The following is a 12,607-nucleotide window of genomic DNA, read 5'->3' on the forward strand; positions in this document are numbered from 1 at the left end:
ACGTCGGCCCCACACCGTCCGGCTGGTGCCGTCAGACAGCCCCGGCATCCGTCAGGAACGGGCTCGGTGTGCCCCGCCAGGAGACGTAGAGGCCGTCGCGGGCCCGGGTGCAGGCGACGAAGAGCAGGCAGCGCTCGGCTGTCATGTCCGCTTCGTACTGGAGTCGGTCCACGTCGGCAGAAGTGATTGCTCCGGGGTACGGCACTGCGCCGTCGTGCGCTCCGATGACCGCTACGCAGCGGAATTCCAGGCCCTTGAAGGAGTGCATGGTGCCGACGCGTACCGCGTCCACTTCGTCCGGGGCGTTCGCCCGGAGGCGCACCGCGGGGAGGCCGGCGGCACGCAGCCGATCGGCGGCCTGGTCGCAGGTTTTGTTGAAGCGGGCGCTCACTCCGATGTCGCCGGGCGGAATCCCCCCGCCCACCCAGCGTCGAACCCGCTCGACCAGTGCATCGAGTTCGCCTTCCTCGGAGGCCGCAGCATGTACCTCGGGGCCGTTGCCGTGTAGCGCCGAGCGATAACCGAGCAGGGTTTCGTTCCGGGCATCGTCTGCAAGCTGTTCGAAGGGACGGCCGACGAGGAGAGCGGTGGACCAGCTGAGGATCTCGTGCGTGCTGCGGTAGTTCTTGCGCATCTTGGTGGAGCGGCCGGCGACGTTGATGTCGAGGGCCTTCAGGGAGACCTTGGAGTCGTAGATGCGCTGGTGCGGATCTCCCGCGATGAACAGGTCGTCCGGGCGGGCCGGGGCCGCGGCACGCAGCAGACGCCACTGCGCCGGGTGGAGGTCCTGGGCTTCGTCGACGACGATGTGCCGGTAGCGGGGGCCGTCGGCCCTCAGCTTGTCGGCTGCCTCCGCGCAGGTTCCGAGGTAGGTGCGCAGTCCGTCGGCGGCCAGTCTTCCGGTGAACTGTTCGACGGTGCGCCACACCAACGCGCGCTCAGCGACGGGGAGCGCGCTGCCGCGGCCCTTGCGTTCCGCCGCTTCGTATTCCTGGAGTGTGCGGAGGTTCTGAGCGAGCACCACGTGCTTGTACTCCTGCGCCAGGAACTGCGCCGTGCCGGTGAAGCCGGTGGCGCGGGCCGCTTGTTCCCAGCGGGTCTGCTCCTCTCCGCCGTGCAGCGGTTTGCGCGCGGTGGAGAGGGTCCGGCCGGCGAAGGCGTCGACCGTCATGACGTCGACCCTCGCGCGCAGGTCCGCGTCCTCGACGAGCGAAGCGAGGCCGCTGCGCAGTGCCGCCACGAGTGCGTTGGTGTACGTGGTCAGCAGGATGCGGTCCCCGTCGCGCAGGTGGCGCAGCAAGTGCCGTACGCGGTGCAGGGCGACTACCGTCTTTCCGGTGCCAGGACCGCCCGTGACCTGGGCAGGGCCGGAGTAGGAAGCGCGGTAGGCCATCTTGTGCTGGGAGGGGTGGAGGAAGATCCGCCAGGCCGCGAACGGCTTCTCCAGGATCTCCCGGAGCTCGTCGGAGGCGGTGACGAAGGCGATACGGGTGGAAGTGGCGCGGATCGCGGCGTCGTAGTCCTTCGGGTCCACCGGCTCCGCGGTGTGCGCGGTGGGGGCGAGGCTGACCGAAACCAGGTCGCGCCACACCTCCTCCACAGTGAAGCCCGAGGCCAGATACTCCAGGACTTCGCGCTGATCCTGCGGGAAGTGCGGCGCGAACACCTCCAGTTGTTCCTGGTTGGTCAGCACGCGGGCCTGGCGCAGGGTGGTCCCGTCGATGCCGAGGGCCGCCATGTCGCCGTCGGAGATCTTGGCGAACAGCCTTTGGTCGGGGGCGGGTGCGATGCGCTCGTACGCGGGCGTGAGTTGGTCGAGCACCTCGATGTCGCGGATCTCGACCGCCCGGGTGACCGTGTTGATGCTCGCCGTCTGTTTGACCGCCCAGGCGATGGCCTTGTCGTGGGGCATCACCCGCAGGAGTACGTAGGTCTGCCCGCTGGCCGGTGCGAGGACGACACCCCGAGTGCCCTGGGCGATGCGGATCGTACGAATGTGAGGGTCGCGGGCCTGCTTCAGGGACTCCAGTTTCAGCCCCGGGTCCTTGAAGAGCTGGTCCAGGGTGAGCCGTTCGAACTTTTCCCACGCGTCGAACACCCCTTGCCTGACAGGCCCCTGCAACTTGCTGAGCTGGGCGCAGAAGGCGATGTCGAAGGCGAGGTGGGGCATGGTCGTCGCTTCTTCCTGGGGTGCGGGGTGCCGTGGCCGGGTTGAGCGGGAGGAACGGAACGGGGCTGCCGGGCGCCTCAGTCGGCCGCCGCTTCGCCCTCGGGTGTCTCCTCCAGAGCATCGAGCGCCCGCCAGGCCAGGTCGGCGAGCGTCTCTCCGGCGGAGGTCTTCCACCGGGCGGTCCCCTGGTTGGCCACGGGCCGCTTCTTCCAGCCGGCCAGCTCCCACATGTGACTGACGAGACCGGACGGCGAGTACTGCTGGCCGTCGGCCGCCCACAGGACCGGCTTGGAGCGGTGATTGACCCAGGTCCCCCGCGCTCGCCGTTCGTCCTCCGCCAGCCACTCCTGCAAGGCGTCCACTTCGATCGGGTAAGGGCAGTGGAGGAAGAGCGGCGTCCCGTTCTCCAGAAGCCCTTGATCGATGAGCACCGAGACCGCATTGGGCCTGCGGCGCTTGCGCTGGGTCCGGCTACGACGGTACGTGTCGGGCACGCTGCGGCCCTTGGGTGCCGTCAGGATGCCGATGGTGTCGTCGGTGACTTCGCGGCAGCGTACGGGGTCCGCGCACACGGCACGGATCTGCGACCGCGCCGTGTACCGCTCGTCGATCACGGCGGCCAGGACCGGCAGCAGCTGCTCGACGAGGACCGGTACTTGTTCCGTAGCGGTGGTGCACCACTCCAGCTCCGGGTCGGGTTCATCGATGGCTTCCGTGTCCAGCAGACGGAAGACGAGATGGGTCAGCAGGTAGACGCCGTGCTCGGTCAGGGCCGCTCCGCGCCCCTCGTACCGCGAACGCAGCCGGTGAAGCGTCCGTCGCACGGCACGCAGTATCTGTACCGCGTTCCACAGGAGGTAGGCGCTCGGCTGGGGGCGGAAGAGGATGTCGTAGATGCCCTGCGAACCCCGCTCCCACAGTACGTCGAGGGTGACGGCCATCCGGGCCGCGTACTGGCTGTCCACATGCGCGCAGGCCAGTGCGCAGGCCGCCTCCACCACGGAGCAGCCAATCTCCTCCTGCGGTTCGAGTTCGCTTCGCCTGACGCTGTACTCAAGGCCCAGTTCGGCCCGCATCTCCTCCATGATCGATGCCTGTACGGGGTCGAGCGCGATGAAGTCACGGGGCTCGACACGGTTCTGCCGGTTCGTCGCCTGAGTGACTTCCTTGGCGAACTCCTGCCTGCCTCCCGTCACGATGATGCGCACTCCGACTTGTGCCGACGCGGCATCCTCGTCGTGTTCCAACGCCTCTGCGACCGAGCGGACGGTCTGTGCCCCGTTCACCACGCTGGCGTTGCGCAGGGTGAGACCGAGAGGGAACCGTTCGGGGGCTCGCATGGACTGGTGCGTCTTCTCGACGGATTCGCACAGCACGGTGACGCCGTTGTTGAAGTACCAGAAGTTCGCGGGTTCCTCGACGAGGGTTCCGGTGAGCGCGTTGTTGATCGGCGTCCTGCCCAAGGGGTTGCGGATGTTGAGGTTGAACAGGTCCGCACCGTGCTCCATCCACTGCGCCACGCACTCCGCCGGGACAATCCCCTGGTAGGACTCGTAGGGCGAGCTCACGGAGAACCAGGGGTGGAGTTCCACGGTGAGATCGACGGACTTGGGAGCGAGGTCCTGGCGTACGGACGCCCACACCTCCGGACCCAGGATGAGACGGTGGTCGAGGACGTCCCCGTTGCGATTGAACTCGCGCTCCCCCACGTCCAGCGCCTGCCGGAACCCGTCGGTGACGTCGTCGGCGCGCATGAGGACGATGACTTGAGTGACAGGGACGGGCCCGCTCGACATCACCGTCTTGGCGTGCTCGGCCAGTTGCCGGCCGCGCGGGTTGAACTCGGCGAAGTCCTCGTCGTCGATGAGGCGCAGGCCGGTGAGCAACTCCTGGACGGCCGCCCGGTCGCAGGAGGCCCGGCCGTTCTTGCTCCACTTCGCCTGTACCAGGTAGACGTGCTTCTGCGGCCCGTCCACAACGGCAATGGCGTCGATGCCCTGATCAGCCATTCCGTCAATGACGGTGAACGCCGCTTCCTGGGGGCTGAATCCGGTGACGATTCGGACGGCCTGCGCGGTCAGCGCACGGGAGAGCAGGCGCGGGTCGCGTTCCTGCGGCGGCCGGCCCTCCAAGTCGCTGACGTCGAGCAGGTGCTCGTACGTGGTGCGCAAGGCCCTCTCCACCTGGCGCACCTGCAAGGTCACATCCGCTTCGTGACTACCGGTACTCGTTGTACTCACTGCCCGTCCCCCTCCGTGCGGGGCTGCGGCATCCACGACACGTGCGCTCGCCCCTGGATCATTGATGTTTGCACACAGTCACAGCCTGCCGAGTGCTTCTGGTCGAGTGGTCAGCCGCTCGTGGGGCCGTCGAGGTCGAGGCGTACGACAGCGAGGGTTTCCGCGATCTCGACCGTCAGTTCGTCGTCCGACCCAAAGACCAGGAGGAGGTCGGCGTGCAGCGGCTCCAACAGCTCCAGCGCTTCGGCTGCGCGCCCCTGCGCGAGCAGGAGCATGGCGATGTCGCGACGCAGCACGACGGCGTCCTCACTGACGTCCCCTTCGACGACCCGTACGGCTGCGAGCACATCCCGCAGCGCGTGCAGCGCGTCGGTGGCCTGGCCGAGTTCGGCACGACAACGGGCGGCCTGCGCCCGGCAGTTGAGGGCCGACTTACTGGAGGGCCCACCCGTCCTTGCATAAGCATCGGCGAGAGTCTCGAACTCGGGCAGCGCCGCCCGGAAGTCCCCGCCGAGCAACAAGCTCACTGCGCGGCGCATACGCAACCCCAGGACCACCTTGTTGTCACTGCCCAGGGGGCGAGCAGCGAGCTCGACCATTTCGCCGACCACCTCGGCGGCTTGGGAGAAGCGCTCCTCCTCCATCAACGCGTCGTAGTGCGCACGCACTTCCCTGATCTGCGCCCGCAATGCCTCCGGCAGCGGCGCGGGCGCTGCGGGCTGTTCCGGGACCGCGGCGGGCTGCGGCGCGGGCGCCTCGGCGCGAGGGCGGGGTGCGTACGGGCGGCGGAAGATGCCGGTGGGGTCGGGGACGTGGCGCGGCGCCTGTTCATGGGGCAGGGCCTGGTCACCGGGCACGGGCAGGAAGGGCTGGAGTCGCTCGTACACCTCCTGAATGTCCGCGGGCCGCTCCTCGGGGGCCTTGCGCAGCAGGTGCAGGACGAGGGCCTCCAAGGGCACCGGTACGTCTTGGCGCAGTCGACGAAGAGGGGTCGGGGCCTCGTTGACGTGCTGGAACATCAGAAGGTATTCGCTCTCGGCAGCGAAGACCAAGTGTCCGCTGAGGAGTTCGTGCAGAACGCAGCCCAGTGCGTAGAGGTCGGCCTGCGGGGTGATCCGGCCGCCGCGCACCTGTTCCGGCGACATGTACTGGTAGGTGCCGATGGGACTGCCGGTCGCGGTGAGTTTGGTGATGTCGGTGCGCAGCATGGCGGCGATGCCGAAGTCGAGGACCTTCACCGTGCCGTCGCGGGCGACGAGGATGTTGCTCGGCTTCAGGTCGCGGTGGATCACCGGGACGTCGTGCGCCCAGGACAGCACGGTGGTCACCTGGGCGGCGACGGCGGCGGCCCAGCCGATGGGCAGTGGCTGGGCCTGCTGCCGGGGGTCGGCGGGGATGTAGGCGGTGAGCGGCACCCCGTCCACGAGCTCCATCACCAGATACAGGTGCTCGTACGTGTCGTCGAGTACGGCGTCGAACACCTGGGGTACACCGGGGTGCTGGATGCGGGCGGTGATGCGGGCCTCGCGCTTGAATCGCTTGGCGAACTCCTCGGCGAGCTCGGGCGAGGTGACCGACTGCTGCCGGACCAGTTTGACGGCGACGGGCCGATCGAGGACGGCGTCGTACCCTCGCCACACGTCGCCCATGCCGCCGTGGCTGAGTGGTTCCAGGAGTTCGTAGCGTCCCGCGATCGGCTTGTTCGGCACCGTGCCCCCGTCGAGCGTCTTCCCTGGCGCCTTGGGGTGGTGATCCTGCGGTGCCGGTCCGAGTTGACTCGTGTCTGGTCCTGATGTGTGTAGGGAACTAGTTTTGCGGGAGCAACGATCTTCCGTCCAGCCCTAGGAGGCAGAAGGATGGCGAGTTGGCTGGTTTGGGGTGGCGATGGAGGTGGGAACGGGGGTCGAGATGTGGGCGGCAGGGATGTGTGCGGTGACGGTGAGTTGTGCCCAGACCGTCTTGCCGGGTCCGCCGTCCGTACGGGGGTCGCAGCCCCAGCGGTCGGCGAGTGCCGCGACGAGGAGTAGGCCGCGGCCGTCGGGGCGGTCGGCCGTGGTTTCGGAGTCGATGTCGCGGCTGGCCGGTGCTGGGAGGCGGTCGCCGCGGGTGTCGGTGACCGCGATTCGGATGGTGGTGGAGGTGGTGGGCTCACCGTTCCCCTCTGTCGCCGTCAGGTCCACTCGGAAGTCCCGGCCGGAGACGTGGCCGTGCAGGACGGCGTTGGCACACAGCTCGGCCGTGATGAGGGTGAGGGAGTCGTGGGTGTCGGATCCGTATGCGATCCCCCAGGTCGCGAGGCGCTCCCCACAGAGGCGGCGGGCGAGGCGGGCGCCGCGCCTGGTTGAGCTGAAGCGCATTTGGAAGTGGTGGGTGGGAGTGGCGAGTTGGGTGGTTGTGGTGTTGTTCGCGGGATTGCTGGTCATGGCCCCACGCTGGCGGGTGGTGGCGTAGCGTGACCAGCGGTGACGCGCGGTCGTGGGGCTGTTGTACGTAGCGGAGTGGGCGGCTGTACGTAACGCGGGGCGTGGCGGGACGAGTTCGGCGGAGGTGGAGAGCATGACCACTCAGGACGAGGACCAGGGCGACGGCGAGCGGGCCGAGGTGGGGCAGCGGCCGGAGGACGACCCGGGTTCGGGCGTGGTGGTGGCGTTCGGGCGGCAGTTGAAGCTGTTGCGGATTCGGGCGGGGCTGGATCGGGTGGCGTTCGGGAAGCTTGTGGGGTACTCGCCGCAGTCGATCGCATCGATTGAACAGGGGCGACGGATTCCACAGGAACTCTTCATCGACAAGGCGGACGAAGTGCTGGATGCCGGGGGCGTATTGAAGGCCCTCAAGGAGGAGATGGCGCGAGCACAGTATCCGGCGTTCTTCCGAGACATGGCCGGGCTGGAGGCCAAGGCGACGGCGGTGAACGTGTATGCCGTATACGCCATCCCGGGTCTGTTGCAGTCGGAGGAGTATGCGCGGGCGGTGTTCCAGATGCAGCGACCGTTGCTCTGCGAGGACATGGTTGAACAACGCTTGAACGCTCGCATGATCCGTCAGAGCATCTTCGAGCGTGACCCTGCACCTCTGATGAGCTTCGTCATCGAGGAAGCAGTTCTACGCAGGCCAATCGGCGGGCAGAAGGTAATGCGCGAGACACTGGAACAGATCCTGCTTACTGGACAGTGGCGGAACGTAGAAGTTCAGGTCATGCCGACGAGCCGTGAGGACAACGCCGCGCTGGGCGGCCCATTCACCTTGATCGATACGAACAAGGGGCATCGCATCGCCTACGCGGAGGTACAGGGCGACAGCCGCCTCTACACCGACGTACACAAGGTGCGTGAACTCGAAGCACGCTATGGCATCCTCCGATCGCAGGCACTGTCCCCGCGAGAGTCGTCAGCGTTCATCACGCAACTGATCGGAGAAACATGATCGTTCACCGAAGCTATGTGGAAGCCGTACCGGAGAAAGCTTGGTTCAAGAGCAGCTACAGCACAGGGGACGGCGGCGAATGCGTCGAGGTCGCAGTCCCGGAACCTGCCTGGTGCAAAAGCAGCTACAGCGGTGCTGAGGGCGGACAATGCGTGGAGGTCGCCACCACCCCCGCCGCCATACTCGTACGCGACTCAAAGGTAACTACGGGTCCCGTGGTGGGAATTGGCGCGGCAGCCTGGGTTCGGTTCGTGACCTCGCTGGACGTCGGCCGCTGAGACCCCGCTGTGCGCTTGTCCGCCATCGACAGGCGCACAGCGGGCCCCTCTCCCCGCCCGCTACTCGTCCAAACCCTCTTCGTCGCGGATCATCCGCCACGCCGCCCGCCGCGCACTGCGGTCGAGGTTGGACTTGAAGCCGCGGTCGGCGCCGAAGTAGCGCTTGCCGAGGGTGTCGACGGTGGAGACGTGATCCATCATGTAGCCATTGAACGCCTTGTCGAAGACGACGCCGAAGTTCTCCTCGTCGTTGACGACGGCCGCGGCGCGGACCTTCGGGTCGTTCTTCGCCGCGTTGAAGGCGGGGAGGACGTCCTCCTCCGTGAACTCGGTGCCGTACTTCGAGTTGAACTTGTCGATCAGCTCGGACAGCAGCGACTTCTCCGCCTCCTTCGCCCCGCCCGTACCGTCGCCGAAGCCCTTCAGCTCGACCGGACCCTCAGCGTTCAGGGACACATCGTGCTCGCCGGTCTTCTCGACGCGAAGATGGCTGAGATCCACCTCGCCGATGTCGACCCCGCCGTCGGCGCGGCGAGGGAGGCGGTTGAGGAGGTAGCGCCCGTAGAGGTGCAGCCGTTCCAGGTCGGGGTCGTGGTACGGCACGATCTGGGCGAGGAAGCCGTACTTGCGGACGTAGTCGTTGAGGTCGGCGCGGAAGTCCTCCGCGACCGCGATGCTGTCCTCGTCGTCCTCGTCGGCGATCAGGTCCGCGAAGCGCGCCACCGCCGGGGAGAGCATCCGATACAGCTCGGCGTGCAGCTTCTCCCACCTGGCCTGGGACCCGGCCGCCTTCTCCTTGGCCGCGAAGTAGGCCGCCGCGAACTCGTCCATCTCCTGTTCCGCGATGACCGGGGCCGACATGACGCGGCTCTGCGCGGTGTAGAGAAGGTTCGGGTCCGAGGGAAGCGTCGTCGCCTCCTCGAAGTACGGGCGGAACGCCTCCTTGATGTCCTCGGCGTCGTTGACGAAGTCCAGAACGGCAAGGTCTGCCTGGGACTTGCGGTCGGCGGTGCGGTTGAGGCGGGAGAGGGTCTGGACGGCGGCGATGCCGGTCAGTGTCTTGTTCACGTACATCGTCGTGAGCAGGGGCTGGTCGAAACCGGTCTGGTACTTCTCCGCGACGACGAGGATCTTGTACTCGGGCTGGCCCTTGCCTCCTGCCTTCACCGCCTTGTCGTCGGCGCGGACGTACGCGAAAGCCTTGGGCAGCGCACTCTCGGAGAGGCCGCCGTTCTCCTTCGGTTCGGTGGTCTCCTCGTCGTCGATGGTGAGGGCCCCGGAGAAGGCGACCAGGACGCCCAGGTCCGGGTATTTGGTGTCGTACTCGCGGTCCTGGATGTAGCTCTTGATGGCGCGGGCCATCTGCACGGCGGAGTGGCGGGAAGCCGTGACCACCATGGACTTGGCACGCCCGCCGAGCCGGCCGCGGGTGTGGGCGAGGAAGTGCTCCACGATCACGATGGCCTGCTGGGAGACGGTGTGCTCGTGAGTGAGGGCGAACCGGGCGAGGAGACTGTTGGCCTTGGAGGGGTCCACCTCCTTCTCGTCGGGGTTCTGGTTCACCAGCTTCCAGTAGGTGTTGTACGTGACGTAGTTGCGCAGCGGGTCGAGGATGAAGCCCTCCTCGATGGCCTGGCGCATGGAGTAGGTGTGGAAGGGGCGGTAGACGTCCTTGCCGTTCTCCGTGGCTGGGGTGCCGAAGAGTTCGAGGGTCTTGGCCTTGGGGGTGGCGGTGAAGGCGAAGTAGGAGAGGTTGTCTGCGTGTGAACGCTCCTCGGCCTGCTTCTTCAACTGGCCGTTGACCGCGGTCGTGACCGCGCCCGCGTCGTCCGAGTCGGAGTCCAGGCCGAGGCCACGCAAGGCGGCCTTGACGCCCTTCGCCGCGTCACCGGACTGGGAGGAGTGCGCCTCGTCGATGACGATCGCGAAGCGGCTGCCGCTGATCTCGGTGGGGTTGCGCTTGAGGTAGTTGAGCAGTGCCGGGAAGGTGTGCAGGGTGACGGTGACGATCTTGCCGGTGTCACGGGAGAGGGCACGGGCGAGCTGTTCGCTCTTGGCGCCGTGCTTCTCGTCGATCTTGACGACCAGGCCCTCGGTCTGGGAGAAGCTGCCGACGGTTTCCCGGAGTTGGGCGTCCAGGTTGCGGCGGTCGGTGATGACGATGACCTTGTCGAAGACCGGTTCGCCGGGACTGATGCGGCCTGCGGTCAGCGCCTGCTGGTCGAGGGCGCGGGGGTCGGTGTCCGCGTGGAGGTCGGAGAGGCGGTGGACGAGCCACCCGATGGTGTTCGACTTTCCGGAACCGGCGGAGGCCATGATCAGATAGTTCTCGCCGGCGCCGTGGGTGGCGGCGTGGGCGGTGAGCTTCTTGACCACGTCCCACTGGTGGTAGCGGGGGAAGATGGTGGTTCGGGTGGTGGTGCTGCCCGGGGTGGCCTTCTGCTTCTGCTGGTGGGCGAAGCGCTGGAGGAGGTCGAGCCAGTTGTCGCGGGCCCAGACGTTTTCCCAGAGATAACTGGTGGCGTACTTACCGAAGGCAGTGGGGGCGGGGTTGCCCGAACCGCCGGGCAGGCCGGGGCCGTTGGAGCCGGTGTTGAAGGGGAGGAAGCGGGTGTTGCGGCCCTTCAGCTGGGTCGCGACGAAGACCAGGTCCGTGTCTATGGCGAAGTTGGCGATAACCCGGCGGGTGAAGATGAGCTCGGTGGGGTCGCGGTCGGTGCGGTACTGCTCCTTGGCCTGCTCTGCACCCTGGCCGGTGAGCGGGTTCTTCAACTCGGCTGTGGCGACAGGAATTCCGTTGAGGAACAGGGTCAGGTCGAGCCGGTGGCCCCAGTCGGCCTGCTTGGTGGCGTAAGGGAGTTCGCGGACGACGGTGAGGCGGTTGGCCTTGTAGCCGTCGAGGGCGGAGGCGTCTACGACGAGGTTGGGCTTGAAGAAGGCGACGCGGAGGCGAACGCCCTGGTCTTTCACGCCGTTGCGGAGGACGTTGAGGACGCCTTCGTCGGCGATGGCACGGTCAAGGCGCTTGGCGAAGCCGCGTTGGGCTTCTTCCTGGGTGCCGTAGATGCCGCAGAGTTCGTACCACTCTTCGGCCTGGGTGCGGCCGATGAAGGTGAAGAGCTCGTTGGTGTCGAGGCCGAGGTCGGGTCGGTAGTCCTCAGGGTTGGCCTCGCGCCAGCCGTTGTCGCGGAGGGCGGCGACTATGGCGGTGCCGAAGGCGTGCTCGTCGTATACGGGGCTCATGGTCAGTGGACTCCGTCCGTTACGTTGCGGCCGCTGGCGGTGGTGACGTCGAATTGGCCGGTTACGGCGGCGGTGATGAGGGCTTGGCGGCGTTCGGTGAGGAGGTCCAGTTGCCGGTTAACCTTCCCCCGCATCACTTCAAGAATGTCGCCCTGAGTGGATACACGCGCAACTAGCGCTTGCTGCTGCGCCAGGTTGGCATCAGGCAAAGGCCACTGCTTCACTTCCTCGAATCGGATATTTGCCATAGATTGCGAGGCGCCATTCGACACAACAGCACAGAGATTTCGAGTACGTCGGCCTCGGGCGACCAGTTCCACGAACTTTGGCAATACTCGGCCATCCAACCTGACGCGGAAGATTTTATCTGACAATAGAAGCTTGCCACGCACTTCTCGCACGACCGCGGTTGACCCAACTAGCTGGGGAGTATTCGCCCGAGTAATAAGCAAATCCCCTTCCCGCACTACATTAGTGCGGTCTGGCGAGACATCATCCGGAAGACGCTTATTCTCCTCGGGAGCGAATCTGCCCGGCCTCAGGGCACTTACCTTCAGAACACCCCATTCGTCTAGCTTCGCAGGTACGTTGTCGCACTGAGGACTACTCCCTTGCTGTACACCCAGCAGATACCTGCGTAGGGGCACAGCTCCATAATTGCCAGTGATCTCATCGATGGCCAGGTCTAGCTGGGCTTGCTCCCGCTCGTCCAGCCTCAGCATCACTTGCGCCTGAAGGAAGGAGAGTCTATCGATGCGGGCGGTCTCGGCGTCAAGGAAATCGGCGATACGCCGCTGCTCCTCGACAGCGGGGGCCTGAAGTTGAATATTGGCATACCTCTCAGCATTAAAGTTTTGAATCGTCGACGCGACGGATTCGGAGTGAATTGTATGCTGGAATGGTGCACTTCTGGCCACGTAGCCAAGGAACCTAGGTTCCGTATCAAAAGCGGGGCGGAACCTGACCAAGTATCCAGCGAAAGTGGCTCCGGAGTCGATGGCGCGTACAAGGTACGACTGCCCTGGCGGAGTACCGCTCCGCGAAAGGAGCAAGTCCCCTTCTTTGAGGGTAAACTTCTCCTCTGGAGGCTCAGCGATGAAGACACCCTGAGCGCTTGACGTGAGCGTTCCGCTACTGATATCCGTAGTGCGGAGTAGGCGCGTCCCCGAGTCAGCATAAGTCTCTGCCGAAACGCCGATACCGTACTGCCCTGCATCAACACAGAGATTCTTCAGGCGAACCATTCTCCATTC

Annotated in this window: 8 protein-coding genes; 2 read left to right on the top strand and 6 right to left on the bottom strand. The window is 66.2% G+C overall.

Annotated elements, in window-relative coordinates; genetic code table 11:
- Positions 1-31: 31 nt before the first annotated feature.
- The 4 genes from OG897_RS22465 to OG897_RS22480 all read right to left on the bottom strand — a co-directional run bounded on the left by OG897_RS22465 (position 32) and on the right by OG897_RS22480 (position 6,833).
- Positions 32-2,170 (bottom strand): UvrD-helicase domain-containing protein, encoded by a 2,139-nt coding sequence (locus tag OG897_RS22465; protein WP_266658984.1) that lies wholly within the window; start codon positions 2,168-2,170, stop codon positions 32-34.
- A gap of 77 nt (positions 2,171-2,247) precedes the next feature.
- The gene (locus tag OG897_RS22470; protein ID WP_266658985.1) at positions 2,248-4,341 is read right to left on the bottom strand and encodes an AIPR family protein; all 2,094 of its coding nucleotides are present in this window, start codon (positions 4,339-4,341) and stop codon (positions 2,248-2,250) included.
- Between the two features lie 179 nt (positions 4,342-4,520).
- Positions 4,521-6,119 carry a serine/threonine-protein kinase gene (locus tag OG897_RS22475; RefSeq protein ID WP_266658986.1) on the bottom strand — a complete coding sequence of 533 codons (1,599 nt, stop codon included), beginning with the start codon at positions 6,117-6,119 and terminating at the stop codon, positions 4,521-4,523.
- Between the two features lie 132 nt (positions 6,120-6,251).
- Complete coding sequence (locus tag OG897_RS22480) at positions 6,252-6,833, bottom strand: ATP-binding protein (protein ID WP_266658987.1); 582 nt, start codon at positions 6,831-6,833, stop codon at positions 6,252-6,254.
- Positions 6,834-6,966: 133 nt separating this feature from the next.
- Between OG897_RS22480 and OG897_RS22485 the strand changes: the two genes are divergently transcribed.
- Both OG897_RS22485 and OG897_RS22490 read left to right on the top strand, forming a co-directional pair.
- Entirely contained in the window at positions 6,967-7,833 is an 867-nt protein-coding gene (locus OG897_RS22485) for a helix-turn-helix transcriptional regulator (RefSeq protein ID WP_266658988.1), read from the top strand.
- Complete coding sequence (locus OG897_RS22490; RefSeq protein ID WP_266658989.1) at positions 7,830-8,111, top strand: DUF397 domain-containing protein; 282 nt, start codon at positions 7,830-7,832, stop codon at positions 8,109-8,111. Before OG897_RS22485 ends, OG897_RS22490 begins: the two co-directional genes overlap by 4 nt.
- A 60-nt stretch (positions 8,112-8,171) precedes the next feature.
- On the opposite strand, the gene OG897_RS22495 is transcribed toward OG897_RS22490, so the two are convergent.
- Positions 8,172-11,354, bottom strand: a complete 3,183-nt coding sequence (locus OG897_RS22495) for a type I restriction endonuclease subunit R (RefSeq protein WP_266658990.1) — start codon at positions 11,352-11,354, stop codon at positions 8,172-8,174.
- A gap of 2 nt (positions 11,355-11,356) precedes the next feature.
- Positions 11,357-12,598: a restriction endonuclease subunit S gene (locus OG897_RS22500; RefSeq protein ID WP_266658991.1), complete on the bottom strand. Its 1,242-nt coding sequence runs from the start codon at positions 12,596-12,598 to the stop codon at positions 11,357-11,359.
- Between the last annotated feature and the right edge of the window lie 9 nt (positions 12,599-12,607).

It is taken from the genome of Streptomyces sp. NBC_00237, assembly GCF_026342435.1.
Classification (GTDB): Bacteria; Actinomycetota; Actinomycetes; order Streptomycetales; family Streptomycetaceae; genus Streptomyces.

What these genes read in the sequence shown, in the direction of transcription:
- OG897_RS22465 (WP_266658984.1), bottom strand. Translation starts at nt 2,170, where the DNA reads ATGCCCCACCTCGCCTTCGACATCGCCTTCTGCGCCCAGCTCAGCAAG.
- OG897_RS22480 (WP_266658987.1), bottom strand. Translation starts at nt 6,833, where the DNA reads ATGACCAGCAATCCCGCGAACAACACCACAACCACCCAACTCGCCACT.
- OG897_RS22485 (WP_266658988.1), top strand. Translation starts at nt 6,967, where the DNA reads ATGACCACTCAGGACGAGGACCAGGGCGACGGCGAGCGGGCCGAGGTG.
- OG897_RS22490 (WP_266658989.1), top strand. Translation starts at nt 7,830, where the DNA reads ATGATCGTTCACCGAAGCTATGTGGAAGCCGTACCGGAGAAAGCTTGG.
- OG897_RS22495 (WP_266658990.1), bottom strand. Translation starts at nt 11,354, where the DNA reads ATGAGCCCCGTATACGACGAGCACGCCTTCGGCACCGCCATAGTCGCC.
- OG897_RS22500 (WP_266658991.1), bottom strand. Translation starts at nt 12,598, where the DNA reads ATGGTTCGCCTGAAGAATCTCTGTGTTGATGCAGGGCAGTACGGTATC.